The 21067-nt window shown below is 41.0% G+C and carries 22 protein-coding genes; 12 read left to right on the plus strand and 10 right to left on the minus strand.

What is annotated here, in order from left to right; genetic code table 11:
- Nucleotides 1–19 precede the first annotated feature (19 nt).
- Nucleotides 20–961 (plus strand): pseudouridine synthase, encoded by a 942-nt coding sequence (locus ACRWQL_RS12925; protein WP_434950367.1) that lies wholly within the window; start codon nucleotides 20–22, stop codon nucleotides 959–961.
- 24 nt (nucleotides 962–985) lie between these two features.
- On the opposite strand, the gene ACRWQL_RS12930 is transcribed toward ACRWQL_RS12925, so the two are convergent.
- Both ACRWQL_RS12930 and metJ read right to left on the minus strand, forming a co-directional pair.
- Entirely contained in the window at nucleotides 986–1717 is a 732-nt protein-coding gene (locus ACRWQL_RS12930) for a sulfite exporter TauE/SafE family protein (protein WP_434927255.1), read from the minus strand.
- A gap of 173 nt (nucleotides 1718–1890) precedes the next feature.
- On the minus strand, nucleotides 1891–2205 hold the full coding sequence (metJ, locus tag ACRWQL_RS12935; RefSeq protein WP_188840950.1) for a met regulon transcriptional regulator MetJ: 315 nt from the start codon (nucleotides 2203–2205) through the stop codon (nucleotides 1891–1893).
- 207 nt (nucleotides 2206–2412) lie between these two features.
- Between metJ and metB the strand changes: the two genes are divergently transcribed.
- From metB to ACRWQL_RS12975, 8 genes are all read left to right on the plus strand, one after another.
- On the plus strand, nucleotides 2413–3585 hold the full coding sequence (metB, locus tag ACRWQL_RS12940; protein WP_434950368.1) for a cystathionine gamma-synthase: 1173 nt from the start codon (nucleotides 2413–2415) through the stop codon (nucleotides 3583–3585).
- Nucleotides 3586–3606: 21 nt separating this feature from the next.
- Entirely contained in the window at nucleotides 3607–6000 is a 2394-nt protein-coding gene (locus ACRWQL_RS12945) for a bifunctional aspartate kinase/homoserine dehydrogenase II (RefSeq protein ID WP_434950370.1), read from the plus strand.
- 264 nt (nucleotides 6001–6264) lie between these two features.
- On the plus strand, nucleotides 6265–7149 hold the full coding sequence (metF, locus tag ACRWQL_RS12950) for a methylenetetrahydrofolate reductase (RefSeq protein ID WP_434931128.1): 885 nt from the start codon (nucleotides 6265–6267) through the stop codon (nucleotides 7147–7149).
- A gap of 266 nt (nucleotides 7150–7415) precedes the next feature.
- Nucleotides 7416–8051: a c-type cytochrome gene (locus ACRWQL_RS12955; RefSeq protein WP_434950372.1), complete on the plus strand. Its 636-nt coding sequence runs from the start codon at nucleotides 7416–7418 to the stop codon at nucleotides 8049–8051.
- 63 nt (nucleotides 8052–8114) lie between these two features.
- Entirely contained in the window at nucleotides 8115–9119 is a 1005-nt protein-coding gene (locus ACRWQL_RS12960; RefSeq protein WP_434940696.1) for a c-type cytochrome, read from the plus strand.
- Between the two features lie 109 nt (nucleotides 9120–9228).
- Complete coding sequence (locus tag ACRWQL_RS12965) at nucleotides 9229–9483, plus strand: cysteine-rich CWC family protein (protein WP_434927249.1); 255 nt, start codon at nucleotides 9229–9231, stop codon at nucleotides 9481–9483.
- A 161-nt stretch (nucleotides 9484–9644) separates the two neighbouring features.
- Nucleotides 9645–11015: an alanine/glycine:cation symporter family protein gene (locus ACRWQL_RS12970; protein WP_434950374.1), complete on the plus strand. Its 1371-nt coding sequence runs from the start codon at nucleotides 9645–9647 to the stop codon at nucleotides 11013–11015.
- 50 nt (nucleotides 11016–11065) lie between these two features.
- Entirely contained in the window at nucleotides 11066–11449 is a 384-nt protein-coding gene (locus ACRWQL_RS12975) for a hypothetical protein (protein WP_434950376.1), read from the plus strand.
- A gap of 73 nt (nucleotides 11450–11522) precedes the next feature.
- Here the strand turns inward: ACRWQL_RS12975 and ACRWQL_RS12980 are convergent, their stop codons facing one another.
- Nucleotides 11523–12878 carry a flavohemoglobin expression-modulating QEGLA motif protein gene (locus ACRWQL_RS12980; protein WP_434929143.1) on the minus strand — a complete coding sequence of 452 codons (1356 nt, stop codon included), beginning with the start codon at nucleotides 12876–12878 and terminating at the stop codon, nucleotides 11523–11525.
- A gap of 225 nt (nucleotides 12879–13103) precedes the next feature.
- Here ACRWQL_RS12980 and ACRWQL_RS12985 point away from each other — a divergent pair, with 225 nt between their 5' ends.
- On the plus strand, nucleotides 13104–14066 hold the full coding sequence (locus ACRWQL_RS12985; RefSeq protein ID WP_434950378.1) for a PDC sensor domain-containing protein: 963 nt from the start codon (nucleotides 13104–13106) through the stop codon (nucleotides 14064–14066).
- A 103-nt stretch (nucleotides 14067–14169) separates the two neighbouring features.
- On the opposite strand, the gene ACRWQL_RS12990 is transcribed toward ACRWQL_RS12985, so the two are convergent.
- The 5 genes from ACRWQL_RS12990 to ACRWQL_RS13010 form a co-directional block, all read right to left on the minus strand.
- Nucleotides 14170–14346 (minus strand): PA3496 family putative envelope integrity protein, encoded by a 177-nt coding sequence (locus ACRWQL_RS12990; protein WP_226413119.1) that lies wholly within the window; start codon nucleotides 14344–14346, stop codon nucleotides 14170–14172.
- A 344-nt stretch (nucleotides 14347–14690) separates the two neighbouring features.
- Complete coding sequence (locus tag ACRWQL_RS12995) at nucleotides 14691–15377, minus strand: TorF family putative porin (protein ID WP_434927245.1); 687 nt, start codon at nucleotides 15375–15377, stop codon at nucleotides 14691–14693.
- 331 nt (nucleotides 15378–15708) lie between these two features.
- On the minus strand, nucleotides 15709–15981 hold the full coding sequence (locus tag ACRWQL_RS13000; RefSeq protein ID WP_188840938.1) for an HU family DNA-binding protein: 273 nt from the start codon (nucleotides 15979–15981) through the stop codon (nucleotides 15709–15711).
- A gap of 123 nt (nucleotides 15982–16104) precedes the next feature.
- On the minus strand, nucleotides 16105–16902 hold the full coding sequence (locus ACRWQL_RS13005; RefSeq protein WP_434950380.1) for a response regulator: 798 nt from the start codon (nucleotides 16900–16902) through the stop codon (nucleotides 16105–16107).
- A 102-nt stretch (nucleotides 16903–17004) separates the two neighbouring features.
- Nucleotides 17005–17400: a hypothetical protein gene (locus ACRWQL_RS13010; RefSeq protein WP_434950382.1), complete on the minus strand. Its 396-nt coding sequence runs from the start codon at nucleotides 17398–17400 to the stop codon at nucleotides 17005–17007.
- 66 nt (nucleotides 17401–17466) lie between these two features.
- Between ACRWQL_RS13010 and ACRWQL_RS13015 the strand changes: the two genes are divergently transcribed.
- Nucleotides 17467–17976 carry a DUF4240 domain-containing protein gene (locus ACRWQL_RS13015; protein ID WP_434950384.1) on the plus strand — a complete coding sequence of 170 codons (510 nt, stop codon included), beginning with the start codon at nucleotides 17467–17469 and terminating at the stop codon, nucleotides 17974–17976.
- Nucleotides 17977–18102: 126 nt separating this feature from the next.
- Here ACRWQL_RS13015 and ACRWQL_RS13020 read toward each other — a convergent pair whose 3' ends face one another.
- Nucleotides 18103–18405 carry a hypothetical protein gene (locus ACRWQL_RS13020; protein WP_434950386.1) on the minus strand — a complete coding sequence of 101 codons (303 nt, stop codon included), beginning with the start codon at nucleotides 18403–18405 and terminating at the stop codon, nucleotides 18103–18105.
- 307 nt (nucleotides 18406–18712) lie between these two features.
- On the opposite strand from ACRWQL_RS13020, the gene ACRWQL_RS13025 reads away from it, so the two are divergent.
- Nucleotides 18713–19255 (plus strand): DUF3016 domain-containing protein, encoded by a 543-nt coding sequence (locus ACRWQL_RS13025; protein WP_434950387.1) that lies wholly within the window; start codon nucleotides 18713–18715, stop codon nucleotides 19253–19255.
- On the opposite strand, the gene ACRWQL_RS13030 is transcribed toward ACRWQL_RS13025, so the two are convergent.
- On the minus strand, nucleotides 19252–21000 hold the full coding sequence (locus tag ACRWQL_RS13030; protein WP_434950389.1) for a GGDEF domain-containing protein: 1749 nt from the start codon (nucleotides 20998–21000) through the stop codon (nucleotides 19252–19254). The genes ACRWQL_RS13025 and ACRWQL_RS13030 overlap by 4 nt on opposite strands.
- Nucleotides 21001–21067: the final 67 nt, after the last annotated feature.

Below are 21067 nucleotides of genomic sequence, written 5' to 3' on the forward strand. Positions count from 1 at the left end.
CGGTACCCTGATAATTTTTATGTCGAAATCTACTCACGAGTCACTTTTACCTACTGGCGCTATTGCGGCGCAGCCATCCTATGTTGTCTTACCTCGCACGAGTGAATCCTCTACAGTTTATCCAACAGTATTGGCTTTTTTAATTGATAAGTTTCCACAAATATCACCCTCAGCGTGGGATCAACGGATTAAAGAGGGCAAAGTACATTGGCAAGATGGCCAATTAATTGATTGCCAAAGTGAATATGCCGCAACCAAACGGGTTTATTATTATCGTGAAGTTGCAGTTGAAAAAAAAGTGCCTTTTACCGAGCAAATTCTTTATCAAGATTCCCATAAAATCATTGTCTATAAACCGCATTTTTTACCGGTTACCCCTGGTGGTAATTATGTGAATGAATGCTTAGTACACCGTTTACGTATTCGTACTGGAATAGACACAATAGCCCCAGCTCATCGGCTTGATAAAGACACCGCTGGCGTGATGTTGATGACGGTAAATCCCGAGACTCGGCATGCTTATCATCAACTTTTTCTCGATGGTAAGATTAAAAAAACCTATCAAGCAGTGGCCGAGTTACCACAAGACTTCGCCTTAAATCAGATGATGTTGCCGCATCATTGGACCATTAAGAATCGGCTAGAACGTGGAACACCTAGTTTTACCATGCGGATTGTTGACGGACCCAGTAATAGTCATTCTGAGATTACATTGCTCAAAATTAACAATAACCTAGGACTTTTTGAACTGGAACCCGTTACCGGCAAAACCCATCAATTACGGGTGCATATGCAGAGTTTAGGCATGTCAATTTTGAATGACCGTTTTTATCCTACACTGCAGGCTAAAGACGATGATGATTTTGACAAACCATTACAGTTATTAGCGCAGCGTTTGCAGTTTGTTGACCCAATCACTAATGAAGTTAATGATTGGTGCAGTGAAGGACTCACTATGTGATTTAAGCTATTTTAACAAAGATTTTTAAAGGCTATTTAATGACTTTACCGTTAATAGTAGCGCACTTAACGAACACAATATTAAGGTGGCTTTGCGGGTTTTGTTTTTATCGACTTTGCCGACAATGCGCCCTGCTATAACATAGCCTGCGAATACCGATGGAAGCAGCATTAAAGAAAGCCAAATGTGCTTCACTTCAACTAAACCTACAATGGCTAAAATAGCCAGTGCAATCATTGAGCTAAAGATAAAAAAGGCTGATAGTGCCGCCCTAAATTGGCTGGCATCTTTTCCGGCCAGCAAAATAGCCATTGGCGGTCCACCAATGGCGGCAATGTTGCCAAAAATACCTGAGACAATACCCGCAATAAATAAGGTTATCCGATTCACAGGTGCGGACAATTTAAAAACACTCAATAAAACCGCTGTAAATACAATACCCGCAATAGCGAGTCCTAATATGGGTTGGGGGGCGAGTAATAGTAAGCTTGCGCCCAAAAAACCACCCGGAATTCTGCCAAGTAACGCATATTGCAATCCATTAAATTCTAAATGGCTACGCTCTCTGAATAAGGTCATTAGTGAAATTGCAAACCCCATCACAATCACTGGAACGGGCACTAACTGCGGGTCGATAATATACAGTAAGGGACTGGCGACTACGGCTAAACCGAAACCGATTAAGCTTTGGGTTAATGCGCCGCAAAAGATAATAACTGAGGCGAGTAATAACGTGGTGGGATCAATGAATGGCATGCAATGACTCTTAGTAACTAACGTTTTTCAACACAAGCATTTGTATATTGATTGATATCAATTGTTTGATCGTGTCTAAAAACAAAATTCCATCAAGATAACTACCCTGACTAAGCAGGATATTCATCTTGATGGAATGAATAGCAGGTGTAAAATGACTTAAAAGTGATTAATTACTCTAAGTCTTCCCATTCAATACCCATTTGGTCCATCAATGCTTTCGCTTCACGCGGAATGCTGTCAGGCTCATCTTTTGATAAGTCATGATCATCGGGCAATGGTTGACCCGTGTAAGCATGTAAAAAAGCTTCGCAAAGTAATTCACTATTTGTCGCGTGACGTAAATTATTTACCTGGCGACGAGTGCGCTCATCGGTCAGTACTTTCAATACTTTTAACGGAATTGAAACTGTGATTTTTTTTACTTGTTCATTCTTCTTGCCGTGTTCGGCATATGGGCTAATATAGTCGCCATTCCACTCAGTCATTAACTCACCCTTTACTTTAAATACGGTGCAGATTTTAAACCCTTAAAGTTTCTAGTCAAATTATTGCTGTGTTTTAGTGCACATTGCAAATAGATTTCTTTATGTTTAGACGTCTAAACGTCTATTTTTGTTGACCTGAGCTGCTCAGTTAGGTAAATTTAGCCATCTAGACATCTCTTTGTGTGTTCGTAATGTTAGGAATCAATCATGACCAAGTCTTGTAAACAACATAGCAATGCTACTGTCGCCGTCCGACAGGGGATTGAAAGTGACACACAACATGGTGCAGTTGTCCCGCCAATTTATTTATCGACCAATTATTCTTTTGATGGCCATAAAAATCCGCGTGAGTTTGATTACAGCCGTTCAGGCAATCCAACACGTTGTATTTTAGGCGAAGCCTTAGCCAAATTAGAGCAAGGGGCTACCGGAGTGATAACCTGTACTGGCATGGCTGCCATTACGCTAGTGACCCATTTATTAGGCCCAGACGATTTATTGGTTGTGCCACATGATTGCTATGGAGGTAGTTACCGTTTATTTACTAACCTGGCCAAGAAAGGTCAGTTTAAATTGGCCATCGTTGATCAAACCAACGCGGCAGCATTAGCAGAAGCCATTGCCAAAAAACCCAAAATGGTGTGGTTAGAAACCCCATCCAATCCATTACTGCGTGTGGTCGATATTGCCGCTATTGCCACTGCAGCAAAAGAAGTTGGCGCATTGGTTACCGTGGATAACACCTTTTTATCACCTATTTTGCAGCAGCCTTTAAATTTAGGGGCTGATATCGTTATCCATTCCACGACCAAATATATCAATGGTCACAGTGATGTGGTTGGCGGCGCTGTTGTAGCTAAAAATCCAGACATCGGCGAGTTACTGCATTGGTGGTCAAACACCTTAGGCTTAACGGGATCAGCGTTTGACAGTTACCTGACTCTGCGTGGTATTCGTACTTTAGCAGTGCGAATTCGCGAACATCAAGCCAATGCCAAACAGATAGTTGATGTGCTATGTCAAAGTCCTGTGGTGGCAAAAGTGTATTATCCAGGATTAACGGATCATCCTGGACATGAGATTGCGAAAAAACAGCAAAAAGGCTTTGGCGCTATGCTCAGTTTCGAGCTAAAAGGTGGTGAAGCAGAGGTTGTAGCATTTTTAGATGCGTTAACCTTGTTCAGTGTTGCTGAAAGTTTAGGCGGAGTGGAAAGTTTAGTCGCCGTTCCTGCGACTATGACCCATAGAGCAATGGATGCCCAAGCCCGTTTTGAGGCTGGCGTTAAAGATACATTATTGAGACTATCTGTTGGTATTGAAGATGGTGAAGATTTAGTGGCAGATATTAAAGCCGCATTAGCTGCAGTCGCAGCGCTGTAGTTGTCGTTTAAGGAGTAATACATGGCGCGTGGTCATTTACATAAATTTGGTGGTTCAAGTCTTGCCGATGCGGATTGTTATCGCCGAGTCGCCCACATTTTACTGACCCATGGTCACAGCGATGACTTAATTGTTGTTTCAGCGGCAGGTAAAAGTACCAACTTTTTATATAAGCTGCTCAATTTGCGTGAAACCGGTCAGCTATGGCAAGAAGAGCTACAAGTATTAATCGGCTATCAGCAAACCTTAATCGAACAATTATTATCTAATGAGCAAGCACGTGATTTACGTGAGCGCTTGTCGACCGACAAGTCACAATTGATTAGCTTATTATCACTTGAACAGCGCAATGAATATCAAATTAGCCATGTGGTGAGTTTTGGTGAACGTTGGTCAGCAAGATTAATGGCGGCGTTATTACGTGAATCTGGTGTAGCGTCATCCCATGTAGACGCCTGTTCAATACTTGTCGCTGACGAAGGTGCTGTGCCTAATATTCGGGTAGAAGAGTCGCGAGCCAAAGTGCAGGCTTTATTAGCGGCTCATCCTAATGAGCGTTTAGTCATTACAGGGTTTATTTGTGCTAATAGTCAGGGTGAAACACTATTGCTTGGGCGAAATGGTTCTGATTTTAGCGCGACATTAATTGCCAGTTTGGCTGATATTGATCGGGTAACAATTTGGACCGATGTTGAAGGGGTATTTAATGCTGACCCGAATAAAATTAATGATGCCAAACTGCTAAAAAGCATGTCTTTGGCTGAAGCCGATCGATTAGCTAGACTGGGCTCTCCAGTATTGCATTCACGTACATTACAGCCTTTGTTCAATACCGAAGTGAGTTTAGCCGTACGCTCAAGCTATGCCTCTCACACTGATTTTACATTGATTGCCCCCCATAGTTCGTCAGCTAGTGCGCCTGTGGTAACCAGTTTAAATGAAGTGGTGTTATTTAGTTTTAAAGCCGCCGCAGCGATAGAGCCTTTGTTAACATTACTGACCGAAGCGGGCTTAACCCCATTGGCTTATTGGTCATTGGCGCAACATAAGTATGAATTAGCCTTTACATTAGAAAGGCAAAAGCAAGTGCAGTCTTTATTAGTGTCCCAAACTGCTGAGTTTGGTATTACGCAATTGCAGGCGCAATGCGACTTGGGGCTAGTGGCTTTGGTCAGTGCCGATGCAGAATTGTATCGTAAAAGCTTTGCCCGTTTGCTAAGTCGTGATGCCAAACCTGTTTATCAAGACGGCTTAAGCCTAGTGACATTAGTGCCACAGGGGCAGGTTAGCTTACTGACTCAAAAAATACATCGCCGCTGTGCTGGCCCAAGAATGCGCATAGGCGTACTGCTGCTAGGTATAGGCAATATTGGTGAGGCGTGGATAGATTTATTTAAACGTGCTCGTTTTGGGCTAAATAAAGACTTAGAAGCCACAGTCGAATTAGTCGGTTTGGTGAGTTCTAAAAAGGCTTTTGTTGATAACGCTGGGGTTAATTTAGACAGCTGGCAGCAACAATATGAGCAACAAGGTACAGAATGGACCTATGACAGTTTGTTTGACCAATTAGAACAACTGTCTTGCGATGAGATAGTCGCGCTTGATATCAGTGCCAGTGCCACCTTGACCTTACAATACCCACAATTGTTTGCTAAAGGTATTCATGTGGTTAGTGCTAATAAATTGGCGGGTTCAGGACCATTGCCTTTTTATCGAGAGCTAAAGCAGCAACTGTGTAATCGACGTTTATTTTGGCGCTATAACGCCAGTTGTGGTGCTGGGTTGCCTATTCAGCATGCGTTAAATGACTTACGTAATAGCGGTGACACGATTGAAGCGGTTGGCGGTATTTTTTCAGGTACTTTATGTTGGTTATTTGAAAACTATGATGGCAGTAAACCATTTTCTCAATTAGTGCTTGAGGCGAAAGAGCTGGGGATTACAGAACCTGATCCCCGTGATGATTTATCGGGTCGAGATATGCAACGAAAATTGCTTATTTTAGCGCGTGAAATTGGTTTAGCCATTGAGTTAGAAGACATTACTCTAAATTCATTAGTGCCTGAAGCATTGGCTAAATTAACATTAGCAGACTTTTTAAAGCGCATTAATGAGCTTGATGCTGAAATGCTGCAGCAATTTGTGGCCGCCGCAGAGCAAAATAAAGTACTACGTTATGTGGCGGCTTTAGATAAAGTGGGTGGCAAATTGAAAGCTGAAGTGGGCATTCAATGGGTAGACCGTAATCATCCCTATGCCAATTTAACGCCTGGCGACAATGTGTTTGTTATCCGCAGTGCATTTTATCAAGGTAATCCGCTGATTATACGTGGCCCAGGCGCGGGTAGAGAAGTCACCGCGGCAGCGGTTCAATCTGATCTAGTGCATATTTGTCGCGATTTATTGCAAGAATAATACTGCTGTTTTGACAGCAACCCAGTTCAATTAAGCAAGACTCAGCGCAGTCTTGCTTTTTTTTATCTTCAAATTGAACATTCTTCATCGTGGTTATACCTATTCAATGAATATTTATTCTTGACTTCATGGTCAGTTAAATTACTATATAGACATATGGACGTCTAAACGTCCGTTATGAAGTCGCAGTAAAGTAATAGACAGTCATCATCCGAGTATTAAATCCATCGATGTTCGCATCGAAGCAGTTGAAGGAAATATAAAATGGCTTTTCATCACGCCCAGCACTCACAGTCGTTAAATCAGAGCCTATCTGAGTTAAGTGATATCAACGTGTCATTTGAATTTTTTCCACCTTCAACACCAGAAATGGAAACCATTCTGTGGAATTCTATTCGTCGTTTAGAACCATTAAACCCTAAATTTGTATCGGTAACCTACGGTGCTAATTCAGGCGTGCGCGACCGCACTCACAGTGTTATTGAGCGTATTCAAAGTGAAACTAATTTAATTGCAGCACCGCATTTAACCTTAGTGGATGCCAGCGATGAAGAGCTGATTGAACTTGCCAAACATTATTGGAATTCAGGCATTAAAGATATTGTCGCACTGCGTGGTGACTTACCCGATGGCAGCCCAAAGCCGACTCGCTTTGCTAATGATTTAGTGCGTTTACTTCGCTCAGTTGCTGATTTTGATATTTCGGTAGCGGCTTACCCAGAAGTGCATCCGGATGCGCGCAATGCTCAAGCTGATTTAATTCACCTAAAGAAGAAAATTGATGCCGGAGCAAACCGCGCAATTACTCAGTTTTTCTTTGATGTAGAGTCGTATCTTCGTTTTCGCGACCGCTGTGTTACAGCGGGTATTGATGTTGAAATCGTGCCAGGTATTTTACCGGTAACTAACTTTAAGCAAACTAAGCGTTTTGCGGATATGACTAATGTGGCTATTCCTGCATGGTTACACCGTCAGTTTGAAGGTTTAGATGATGACCCTGCCACGCGTCAATTGGTGGGTGCGAACGTGGCTATTGATATGGTGAAAGTATTAGCCCGTGAAGGGGTGAAAGACTTCCACTTTTATACTTTAAACCGTGCCGAATTGACTTATGCTATTTGCCATACCTTAGGTGTGCGCCCTAAGTAACTTCACTTGAGTAATGACAGAATCGTTAAACTTATTAAGCCTTCGTTGTAATAGCAACGAAGGCTTATTAGTATTTAACCTCAGCACAAAGTTCAATTTTTACGTAAGCAATTGAATATTATATTTTTAATATCGCTTATTCATCTCTTAACCCGAGTTGAGATGACTTATTAAAAATGGATGAAAAATAGTCGGTGTTAATAGGTTAAATAATCATCTATAGTTTGTCCGATGAATATAGATACGGACTTCTTAAGGGCGAGATGATGAATAAAATAATAATCGCTGCAACATTCGTGAGCAGTATGGTAAGTCTACATGTGAGCGCATCCATTCCAGAGTCTTCACCCAAAGAGTTACTACAGACTGTGCCCGTTCCGGCGCAGGTATGTGTGAGTTGTCATGGTGCTCAAGGGCAGGGACTTGATGTTGCAGGACCTAAATTAGCTGGTTTATCAGCATCCTACATGGTTAAACAGATCAAGTTGTTTCAAGTTGGGCAACGGCAAAATGCACTAATGCAGCCTATGGCGATGACGGTACAAGGAGATAATATTCAAGTAGCCGCTGACTACTTTGCCTCTCAAGCCGTCGATGACATTACGCTGCGATACCGTGGTGATAAAGTGGCGATTACAGATCCCGCCGAAAAACTCGCTTATCAAGGAGATTGGGCGCGCGATATTCCCGCCTGCTTTACTTGTCATGGTCCTTCTGCGATAGGTGCTGAGCAATTTCCGCGTTTAGCTGGCCAACAAGCCAGTTATATTAAAAGCCAGCTTGAAGCTTGGCAAAAAGGCACCCGCAAAGGCGATGCCGATAATATGATGGCTAATGTTGCCAGTAAATTAACCGCAATCGAAATTGACAAACTTGCCCACTATTTTGCATCGCTTAAGTAAGGACACGCCATGAAATCCCAATTAAACATCATCTTAGGCGCAGCAGTATTGTTTAGCTTGAATATGAATGCTGCTGTTATTGCTACAGAGCTACCTGATCGCCAGCAAGCTTTACCTTCAGTGCCTAAAGCTAAACAAACCTACCTTCAGCCAGCGGCATTGTCAGATATTCCAACAGGTGAGTTTGGCGATAAAGTTCGCTTAGGTTACCAATTATTTGTCAATACTCAGCAACTGCGTGATAAGTATGTCGGCAACCAACTTAATTGCGTTAACTGTCACCTCAACGCGGGCAATAAAGCCAATGCCTCACCTTTGTGGGGAGCATATTTTGCGTATCCGGCTTACCGTAAGAAAAACGATAAAGTAAACAGTTTTGAAGAGCGGTTACAAGGCTGTTTCACTTATTCGATGAATGGCAAAGCGCCTGAATCAGGCAGCAAAGAGTTAGTGGCGTTATCAGCTTATTCATATTGGTTGGGCATGTCTGGATTAATGCTACAGCACAATGTTGCTGGCCCTGTCCCTGAGTTAAGCGACAGTGAATTGGTCAAAGGGGCAAAACGCGATGACTTTATTTTACCTGAGGCCATCTCAAGTAAAATGGATCAAAATGCATTAGCGCAATTACCGGGTCGTGGTTATCCCGCGGTGCCTAAAGCTGAACAAGCTTATTCTCCTGAACGCGGTTTAGTGGTATATCAAGCGCATTGTCAATCTTGCCACGGGCAAGATGGTCAAGGTCAAATCATTGCCGGTGTAGCTGCTCTGCCACCAGTATGGGGAGCACAAAGTTTTAATTGGGGCGCGGGCATGCACAGAGTCAATACCGCGGCAGATTTTATCTATGAGAACATGCCTTTGGGTAAAAGTGTCCAACTGACTCCTCAACAAGCTTGGGACGTCGCGGCTTATATTAATTCGCAAGATCGCCCTCAAGACCCTAGATTTAAAGGCAATGTGGTTGAAACACAAAGCCAATATCATCAGCATGATGGTTTTTACGGTCAAAGTGTTGCAGGAACAGTATTAGGCAGTACTTCTTCTGCTAATTTTCCAAAAAAATAGTGTATAACTGACATCGTTCTAATTTGAAGTGATTGAGCTGGGCGATGTCAGTTTTCAGCAGCTATCGATTAATATTCAGCATTTAATAACAACTAGCAAAGGTATGACTTTGTCTGCAAAAAACTGCCCCATCTGTGATCAAATGAACCAATGTGTGATGGCCAGTGGGCAAGATGTTTTAACTTGTTGGTGTGTATTGTCAGATTATTCAGCGGTCGAACTGATCAAGCGCTATCAGCTAGCGTATCCTCAAGCCAGCATTAATGCGCAGCAATGTGTCTGTCAATCCTGTTTAGCCCAAATGGCACGCATGTCTTTACCTGCCTTACCCGTAGTACAAATTTTTAAGCCTTCGACATCGTGAATCAAACACCTATTTTTAGTTGCTAGATTGTTGCAAAAAATACACTAATCAAGGTACTCTAAAAAATTGCTGAAAATAATGCTTCGAGTTCGATAAATTTCAGCATTGATAAAACATAAATAACAATAAACATAATAATTTAGTTAATCATGGGATATTAAATGGAAGCGGTCACACTTTTAGTAAGTAATATTAACAGCATCGTTTGGGGTGTTCCCATGCTGGTGATGATATTAGGCGTAGGGTTATTTTTATCTATTGGTTTGAAATTTATGCCGATTTTAAAATTAGGCACAGGTTTTAAATTATTATGGTCAGGGAGAACGGTCACTGATGAAAGCGAAAAAGGTGATGTAAGCCCTTTTAATGCTTTGATGACCTCGCTTTCAGCAACCATAGGTACAGGCAATATAGCCGGTGTTGCCACTGCAATTGTCATAGGTGGCCCAGGCGCCTTGTTTTGGATGTGGTGTACTGCATTAGTAGGCATGGCAACCAAATTTGCAGAAGCGGTATTAGCGGTTAAATTTCGTGAAACCGACAGCAATGGCGATCATGTTGGCGGCCCTATGTATTACATCAAAAATGGCTTAGGCAAAAAATGGGCCTGGTTAGGCACAGCCTTTGCGTTTTTTGGTATGTTTGCAGGGTTCGGTATTGGTAATACTGTGCAATCAAATTCGGTAGCAGACGCATTAAGCAGTAACTTTGGTGTACCAAGTTGGATTACCGGTGTGGTGCTAATGGTATTAGTTGGTGCTGTGTTGATGGGCGGTATTAAACGCATTGCAGAAGTTGCCGGTAAACTTGTGCCATTAATGACGGTGTTTTATATCACTGCCGGACTAGCTGTATTAGTGGTGTATATTGATCAAGTACCAGCAGCGTTCGAGCTTATCGTTCACAGTGCATTCAACCCTGTTGCGGCACAAGGTGGATTTGCTGGCGCTGCAGTATGGGCGGCAATTCGTTTTGGTGTGGCCCGTGGTATATTCTCAAATGAAGCAGGCTTAGGCAGTGCGCCAATTGCCCACGCAGCAGCAAAAACTAACAACCCAGTTAAGCAAGGCTTAGTGGCAATGTTAGGTACGTTTATCGACACTATCATTGTTTGTTCTATCACCGGCTTGGCTATTGTCGTCACTGGCTCGTGGACATCGGGTGAAAATGGGGCGGCATTGACCTCGCTGGCATTCTCCCATGCCTTGCCTTTGGGGAATTACATTGTGGCAATTGCATTGGCTATATTTGCATTTACCACCATTTTAGGCTGGAGTTTTTACAGTGAGAAGTGCGTACAGTACTTATTCGGTGATAAAGCCGTGAAGCCATTCCGCTTAATATTTACCTTAGTCGTACCGATTGGTGCGATTAGTTCATTAGAGTTTATTTGGCTATTAGCTGATACGTTAAATGCGATGATGGCGCTGCCAAACTTGGTCGCATTGATGTTATTAAGCCCAGTAGTGTTTGGCTTAACACGTGAGTATTTTGTGAAACAAAAAGCGCTTAAAAAAGCGTTACAAGGTTAAAGCACATCCAGTGCGCTTTAATTAGGATCACATATAATGAGGATGTTGCAATGCCAGCTTTTATGGTTTTAATGTTAATGCTTATGGCGTCATTGTTACTGCAAGGATGCTCATCAATTAAATTTAATACTAATGTATTTGATGTTGGTGAACAAAACATCAGGGCTAATGATGTTGATGTCTATAGCCAGCAATATATCTTTAATCGCCAATACAAAGATCTCGGTAATGTCGACGCATCATATTGTCAGCAGGATAGGCCGACGGATTTAAATAAGACGGCACCCAGTGATGAGTCATTGATAAAGTCTTTGAAAGCACAAGTCCAGCGAAGAGGTGCAAATGCCTTGGTAGTGCACGAGTGTAAACGTTCAAGTTATGGACAATGCAGCTTATTGATTGAGTGCCGAGGGACTGGATATCTTATTGATTGATTCTAGAGTGATTCGTTTATTGATTGATAGGACATGAAATAAGGGCAACTATGGTTGCCCTTATTTATGGATGTTAATCCGAGTTATTATCAAATTCTGAATCATCAAATAAGTCTGCTTCTGGGGTTTTGATGGTGACCTTATCAAAAGAGCGCGCAAAGTGGCGTTGCACTCCTTTTAAATCAATATTGCCAATACCTGAAGCAAATCCAAACCATGCATATAGACCACTAATGTCTGCAAACATAGGTGGAAGATACTTGGGCCCAGCAATCACACCTTCTTGATAAGCTTGATAGAGATCAGGAATATCTTCGATAGCCAGTTTACCTAAAAACAGCATAGGGATAAGTTCAGGTAAACCAGTGCTAATAGCACTGCGAATAAAGTTGATGTTTTCAACATAGCCGCGGACATAGGAAATATCTTTGGTAAAGAAACTGCCGCCTTGCACCATGCCGCCACGAAATACACGCTGGGTGACTCGGTAACTGTCTTTTGAGCTCAAGTGTAGGTTTCTGAAATATCGATACACTTCGATGAAGTCCGCCCCTTGCTCCGCCATATCAACGGCTGACACCCTATCACTGATACGTCTAGCTCTTCCGGGGTTAGAGCTAAGGGTTAACATCTCCATTAATACCGCTAGACCTTCCTGTGAAGCGGTAACCCGCGGAGAACCAACACTTAACCATGTAGCATGCGGTTGGGCTCGTCCATTGAGTGTGGTGCCCACATGCACCCAACCTTCATGTACTTCATACACATTCATATCTGATTCACTGAACATGGCGCGAGTGTTTATTTTAACCGTGTCACCGCCGACCGCCGCATCTGACACAATACCATCGCTGAGTTTGACGTATATTTTATCATCATGAAAATAGTTAACCAGTCGCTGACTCAGTTGGTTTACGGCCTCTGGTGCTGTGATGATTTTAGGATGTTGTTTACTCATATGCCTTGCAGCGGGTAATGAGAAAATATGGCTTAGCCTGTCGCCTAACTGACGTAATGTATGGCGATCGCCGTGTAATTTATGACTGGCACTGCCATAAAGTTCTTGGCTGAGTTTGCCAAACATGGGTTTACCACGATTATTGAGCATGTCGATCACAATGCGATATTGGTCAACATTGGCAATGAGTATTTTACCTAGTTTATCTTTCTTACCTAAGCCCTTTTCAATCGCAGAGCGAAGACTTTTCAAGTCTTGCTGGGTTTTACCGGTATTGAAAGACACGGGAATTGAATCGTAAAAGTCAGTGCTTATTTCTGGTAGTACTTTAGTTTGTTTGGCTAAAAATTTGTCTTCGATTTCACGTGGCCATTTAATGGTGTCGAGGATTTTAATCGGTGCTTGTATACGGATTAATTCATCCGAAAAGCGGCGAATATCTTGTTGATAACGAATTAAAGCATCAGACATTGCATTACCTATGGTTTGATAAATCTGGGCAAAGTTAATCAATGTTCTCATTAATTGCTTTGATTCACCAATCGAAAATTTTCATCTGCCATGGATTATATCGGTGCAATTGCACTGGTTTGTGACCTAAATAAGATGTGTTTGTTATTAAGGTTATGAATTTATTATAGTAATTAGTTGGCACAATCACTGCTTTAACCTCTTATGGTAAAGAGGGAGTGATATATGGCTGCAATGAGTTTTTTAAGTGTTATCGAACGTTATCATGAGCATGAATCGGTTATTCATGAATTATTGGATTCCATTTTATTAGGGTTAAGTGACGCATCTATATTTCAGAACCCGACCTCAGACAAGGTGTTTAATGAGCTAGCTAGAAGTTACCCTTTTGTGCAATTGCTGTATCTACTTGATGAAAATGGCACTCAAGTGAGCGACAACCTTGTGGTGTCTAAAGGCAAAGTTAAATTATCTGATAAAGGGCGCGATACCGACAGAAGCCATCGTCCCTATTTTACAGGTTTAGCCGAGCAAGACAGTACTCGCTATATTACTAGCCCATATTTATCGAATACGGGTGGAGGCCTGTGTGTAAGCGCCTCAAGACAGCTGTTAAATGCTAATAGCCAGCGCGTCATTGTAGTGGTTGATATTAATCTCACTCAGTTGATTGAGTTTATGATGGGTGACAGCGCAAGACGTAAAATGACGCCAATATTTAAAGCCGTATATAGCTGCATTGTGTTGGGATTATTTGTATTAGTTAGTGTATTAATGTGGACGGTAGTGTCTGATATTTATCGCTTGCTGTCTGAGCCGGCGCAAAATGATCCGTTACTGCCTTTTGGTATTATTATTTTTCTAACCCTCGCATTAGCGATTTTTGATTTGGGTAAAACGATTTTGGAAGAAGAAGTGCTAATGCATAAAGATATATTTCGTCATAGTTCAACACGGCGGACTATAACGCGTTTTATTTCCACCATCTTAATCGCAATTTCGATAGAAGCTTTGCTAACTATGTTCAAAGCTTCTTTAGGAGAGAAACAATATATTGAGCCGGCAATCATGATGATGTTAGCTGTAGTTGGCTTGTTAGTTGGGCTAGGTATTTATGTTTATTTAGGGGCTAGGGCGGAGCAATTGTTGACTCAAAATCAACAACAAAAATTTAATCGCTTATCTTAAAAGTTTAGTTTATTTACCGCTATTAAAAAACAAACCATCGTGTTAACGGCTTACTGATAGCGGTTGTAACGATGGTTTTTTTATTTGTGTGATGATTATATGACTAAAAGAAGTCGTCATCACCAATGGCTTTTCTAAGTTGTGCTTGCTCAAGAAAATCTTCTAAACGCCTTTTGACTTGACGTTTATGTTGCAAATTTTCGGCTCCCTTAGCACTTCTTGGTGAAGTCATCGCTTCAATTTCTGTATCGTCAGGCACTCTTTCAGTGATATTAGCCATAATAAAACCCTCATAACCAATGGTAAACAACAGTACTAAACCAATGAGCTCTTTCTAACCAAAAAATTATCCTTAGAAAAGCAAAATATATTGTTCAAGCTGAACAGTTTTTTTTACCTTCACTATTTGAGCTTAGCAGTTATTTTCTGGCAAGCTAATTGAGAGATATAAAAGAGGGAAAGTACACGGCTTTTTATTTTAAGATTGACGATCATTGGACTCGTCATTATTAGGGTAAGGTTTAAAAATAAAAACGCCACCCTAAGGTAGCGTTAACGCAACTTAACATGCCAATGAAAATTGCTTACCTACTAGATTAGCAAACAATTCACATTGTTGTACTGCTATAGATCAAAGCCGTATGAATAACCTAAAACGACTTTTGCATCGTCATCTGCTAAATCTGTGTTAGAAACCATGAAAGATACTGTGCCGACATCTGTGTCAGCGCTCAGTGACACGTTGTAATCAGAATAGGTTTCGCTAAATAGGTCTTTAACGACATCACCCTGTGAATAGCCATAATGAACGCCTAAGCTGACTTTCTCTGTTAAAGGGAAGCTGGCATTAGCTTGTAAGTAACTCCAATCAGTTTCGCTGTCAGCGCCAGAAACCCCAGAATCAGCATTGACCACTTTTGAATAACCTAATTCTAGCCATTTCCAACCTAATACAAATGAAACTTCACCAAAATCATAGCTGCTATCAGCATCAGGGTAGGCGTAATATAAATAGCTTACGTCGTAAGTGAAATCTTCAGCAAACTCTCCAGCATAGCCTGCATAAAAGTCCGCTTCATAGGTTGCTGCATCACCAAAGTCGACATTTGATGCCCAAGTGCCAGCATAAAAACCAGACTCGTGTGCGTAATCAAGGCCACCCTGCACAGCAACCGCATCATCTGTCTGGGTGACTCCGCGCCATAAGTAGTTAGACGTTGCGCCAATATTAGCGGATACTTCGGCAAAAGCTGTGCTGCTGAGTAATAGTGTGCTTGATAACGCAACTGCTTGTAATAGTGATTTTTTCATCATCTTCCCTCAAAGTTTTATTATGCATTTAACACTGTGTATGTCAGGACTTTAAAACTTCATATATCGAGACAAAGTGTTAAATGTTGGTTTATCTACTCTGAGTTAAGCGAAGGTTGTGCCAATGTTTAAATGTCATGCATATCATGGTGTTATAAAATCTTGAGTACATTAAAAGCCTATTGGTTGCTTTGTAATGGTGCGGCATTGCACTTGGGTTGTGCAGTAAGCTGATCTGGCGATGTTAATTTGAGGATTGCCCGATTTGACAGAAATAGGGCATAAAAAAACCTCCGAAAGGAGGCTTTTAAAAATAACAGTTAACTTATTTTTAGTTAACGCTATCTTTTAACGTTTTACCAGCTTTGAACTTAGGTACAGTTGCAGCGGCAATTTGAATTTCTTTACCAGTTTGCGGGTTACGACCAGTACGTGCAGCACGTTGTGAGGTTTCAAATGATCCAAAACCAACGATAGAAATTTTTTCGCCATTTTTCATCGCTTCAGTTACCGCTGCTTCAAATGATTTTAATGCACGGCCAGCTTCTGCTTTAGTTAGATCTGCGTTTTCAGCAATTTTTGCAATCAGTTCACTTTTGTTCATATTGATATTCTCTGCTTTCCATAGAAATGTTTTTAAAAACGTGGTTAACATGCCATAAGCGTTGACGCTTTAAAAGTATTTTGTCCGATAAAAGGGTAAAAAGACTGTGAAATACCCACTATGCTACTCTTCAAGCAGTTGATATAAGATCCGTTTGACTAAATTAGGTTCAAAAGGCTTATCACAAAGGGCATTAACCCCAGCGCTGGATACGTTACTTAAATGGGTGTCATTAGCCTCAGACGATACCATTAAAATAGGAATGTGTGACTGTTGGCTTTCATTACGAATATATTGCGTTAGCGCTAATCCATCAACACTGGGCATGTTGTAATCGGTAATCACTAAATCATACATATTATGCTGCATTAGATTAATAGCCTGCTGACCATCTTCTGCTTCAGTAATAACTTTAATCCCTAAATTACCAATGGTACGTTTAATCACGTTACGCGCTAAACGACTATCATCAACGACCAATACTCTCAGATTATGCACATCAAAATGGCTCAAATCTAATTCGTCATTACTGATTAAATCTATGGTTGAGTTTAATGCGCGAGCCAAATGGTCTGAATTGAAAGGCTTGGGTAAAATGGCAACCACACCTGACTGTCTAAAAATTTCAAGTTGCTCGCGGCGGCATTCACTCGATACCAACATAAACTGAATGTCTTGGTATTCTGGTTTTTGCTTGATATACGCGAGTAAATCCGTTGCTTCGCCGTCAGGAAAGTGTAACGCGCTAGTAATTAAGTCAGGCTTATGACGAGCTATAATCGCTTTGGCATCTTTAAGAGTTGTAGCGGTTTGAATGCTAACAACGCCTTCTTGCTGTAATCGAGACATAATTATTTTTCGTTGAGTCTCAGAAGGCTCAAGCAATAAAATAGATAATTCGCTAGGGGATAAACTGTGCATTTATTGAACTCTTATTATTTTGTACCACTAGATAGACTATAGCATAGACATATAAGTAGATTACTATCAAATACGTCCTCGAAAATGAGTTTCAAGTGGTCTTTAAATGCCAATATTATTTAAATACTGACGCGCTTTATGGTTTAGTGCTGCCCACCACTGCAACGTGACTAGACTTATAGCAGCGCTTGCCACTATCCAAATAGGAATGATTTGGCCATTAAATTCAATTTTCACGTCCTCGGGAGTGATTTGATACGCGATTAACGCAGTAGTTCCTATTGCAATTAACACTAATGTTTGCAGCCCTAGGTGAAAAAAGAGCACTATTTTAGCCCATTTCGCGCGGATCAATAGACCCACTAATACGGGTAAAACACCAAGGGTTAATATGTCAAAAGTCGCATATTGAGTTGCACGCCAAAGGGCGATAATAGTAAATAAACTGTATAAAGCAATCAGTAATATAATGCCCAAGGGGCGCTTAACCTGTGTCATTTTGTTCACTTGGTTTAATGGATTTAGGATAGAATATCGCAATTTAATGGATATTGGGAAAGTTCAATGACTGAAACACAATTTTGGCAACTGGTTACCCGCAACCATGCAGACCAGTCTTCTGAACAAATCGTACAGCAATTACAGCAGTCACTAGATCCTTTAGATGATGAGTCATTAAAAGCATTTGATAAAATGTTTGGTCAGCAATTGCGCCGAAGTTATCAGTGGGCTATTTGGGGCGCAGCTTATATTGTGACGGGCTGTGATTCTGATTATGCTTTTACTGAGTTTCGTTGTTTTATTTTGTCATTAGGGCAAGAGTGGTATGACAAAATTATTGCCCAACCGGATAGCTTAGGTGATTTGGCGCAATGGCCATTAAAAGATAATTATGCTTATCCGTTTATTGAAGATTACGATTTAGTTGCGGGTCAGTTATATGAAAGCCGTAATGAAGATGAATTACCGTTTGTACCTTCAGGCAATAATACGCCTGTGGGTAAAAAGTTTTCGACTAAGCCTAAAGTGTTAAAACAGTCTTACCCTAAATTAACTGCGCGATTCCCATTCTAACTCAGACTGTTTGAGGTTTAAACATGGCCTAAATGAGTCGAGCCCTACACCCCATAGTCGAAAAAGCCCTGACAAGTCAGGGCAATTTAGATACCTATTGAGAGTCGCTTTATGTTGGATTCGCGGCTACTTTATACAAGTAGATGTCTCATTATCATAAGATAAATCATATTGTTGACAAATTTTAGCAACATACTGGCTTTCTGCTTTGGCTACTTGTTGAGTAAGTTTTTGTTCTAACTTTAACTCTAATAGCTGTTCATTATTTTGTATTTGTTGACTCAATTGAGTGCTGTGCTGCTCCATAACGCCTCCGTGAAGGTTGGATTCATTGGCTTGGCTTTGAGCTGAAACGGCTAGGCCCACGACAAGAGTGGCGAATAAAGCGGCTAAAGAAACACGTTTTGTTGAATTAGTGATCAGTTTCATTGTTATGACTCCGTAGCATTAATATTGATTAGTCACGACGTTAGTTCCTTGAACAATCGCTAGTGTAAAGACGCTGTCTTTTTGTTGGAGTGATAGTAGCTTCAGTTTGTTGAACCAAAGCTGAACGAAGCATAAAAAAACAGCTGAGTTAGATTTTTACGTTTTTAGCTGTTTAAAAACAGTGCTTTAATTTACATTCTTGGAATATGCTTTATGTTAAGCAAATGTACAGGTTCATTTTGTTAAAGTAGTTTCATCAAGTAAACAAGCTATCTAAATCTATTTAAATTTTGCCTGGAGGCATATTATGAACATTAACTATTTATTGGTAGTAGGGACATTCGTCAGTAGCGTGGCAATTGCAGAGGAAGTGGAAGTGGTTAGCCCTATCACTGAGACTGGCATTGTTAAAGTAGAGTGGCTAGAGCCTGATAACTACAATGACATTAAAGCCTCAAATGAGTTGCAATCGCGTTTTGAAAATAGATTTTTTGAGACCATAACTAAAAATATTAATAAGCAGGCAGAGAAAACACTTAAGCCTAATCAAAAGCTTGAAATGCAGGTTTCTAATGTTGATTTAGCGGGTGATATGCGTCCTACTTTTGGTGCAACAACTGGCGACTTGCGGGTTGTTAAAGAGCTATACCCACCAAAAATGACCTTTACTTATCAAATTTTGGAAGACAATAAAGTCATTATTAGTGGCGATGAAAAATTGACTGACATGAGTTTTCTGAGCCGTATAAGTCGAATCAATGAACGTCCTTTTTCGGCGGAAACGACTATGCTAAATGATTGGCTAAAACGTACGGTTGCCCCACAACTTGAGGCACCCAAAGCGCTTTAAGCGACATGTAATTCCATTATTTGGTCCGATAACAGGTAAAGTCCGCTAACGGCGAGTTTTGCCTGTTTTTTTGCTTGAGCACTTAATGTCGACAATTGATGCTCTGTCGCATGAGTGGTAATGCTTGGAGGTAATACCCCTATACATAATGAAATCAATGGGTGATGTTGCAATTGTCCATTTCTATCCTCTGTAAATATGCTTTGGCTTTGTAAGTGTTCGTCGCGATAAAATTCACTCTTATGCTGATTAAATTGCTCAATAATGTGTTTGCTGTGATCTATGGTATTGTCACAAGTGCAAATCATCACAAAATCATCCCCACCAATATGCCCTACAAAGCAGCGGTCGCTTTGATACGGCATTAATAGTTTCGCTACCACCTGAATAACTTCATCCCCACGACAAAACCCATAAATATCGTTATATGGCTTAAAGTGACACAAATCTAAATAGGCTAAATAGAATGGTTTTCGTTGAGTTCTTAACAGCTTAAGTTCCTCTTGAATAGGCACGTTACCAGGTAAATTAGTCAATGGGTTTGCGTGTCGAGCCATTTTTATGCGGTGTTCAGTGATTCTTTGCAGTAAATCTTTGGTATGACCGATACCGATGAGTTTTTGATTGCGGGTAATAATAAATTGCTGAGCGACTGTATTAGCGTCTTCTGATGTTAATAATTGACTGACTTCAGATAAAGGCCGATTGGCGTCAATTTGTAACACAAGAGTGTCCATTACTGCACTTGCTGGATGATTTTCATGCAATGCACGTCCGTATGGCGTGCTAAATAGCTCTAATAACGTTGCGCGGTTAATAATGCCATGAGGAATTTCATCCTCGATTATAACAATAGCTTGTAGTGCAGGTTGGTCTATAAACTTTTGACTAAGTTGCTTTAGCTGGGTTGTTGCTGAAGTGGTAATTGCGCTATGACAAATACTTTCCGCTGTTTCGCAGTATCGGGTGCGAGGCATGCTAGGCGCAATAACCTGGGGTTGATAATATTCCTGTGTCGGCTGTGTTTCAGGTCTGCCAAGTAGATATCCTTGGCAATAACTTATCCCTAACTGAGAAAGCATAGTGAGCTCTTCTTTTGTTTCAATGCCTTCGGCAATCACTTTGCAGGTTAAGTTTTGGCATAAATCGACAATTGAGCGAACAAACTCTTGTTTTACAGGGGTAATATCTATTTGATGAATAAAATGGCGATCAATTTTAACATAATCAGGTGCGAGTTCTGACCATAGTCTTAAGCCTGAATACCCCGCGCCTAAGTCGTCAATGGCGGTGAGGAAACCTTGATTTCGATAATGATTTAAGCAGGATTTGAGTAAGTCGATATCATCAGCGGGGTATTGTTCCGATAGCTCTATGACAACATCATTGGGTGATAAGCCTAATTGCTTAATGAGCTTTAAGGTGGCGCCTTTGGGGTGTGCCGGATCGAGTAATGCTTTTGGCGATATATTAATGAATAACTTGCCCGGCAATTGCCGCTGTTTAAACGCGTTAATCGATATACCGCGGCAGAGCGTTTCTAATTCACTGAGTTTGTCGCAATGTTCTGCCGTTTTAAACAGGGAAGCGGGAGAGTGCAAAGTGCTATGTTGTGGACCTCTGCTTAATGCTTCAAACCCATGTAGCTTGTTGGTGCTGATATTAAAAATGGGCTGGAACACGGCATCAATATTTTGTGTATCAATGATTTCATTTAATGTATTACATAAATCGATAGAAGACATGAGGGGGATCTTACAACGGATGATGGCTTATCATAATCTTCATCAATGACAGATTTATGTCATATAT

The sequence above is a fragment of the Shewanella sp. HL-SH4 genome, from assembly GCF_051164845.1.
Taxonomy (GTDB): domain Bacteria; phylum Pseudomonadota; class Gammaproteobacteria; order Enterobacterales; family Shewanellaceae; genus Shewanella; species Shewanella glacialimarina.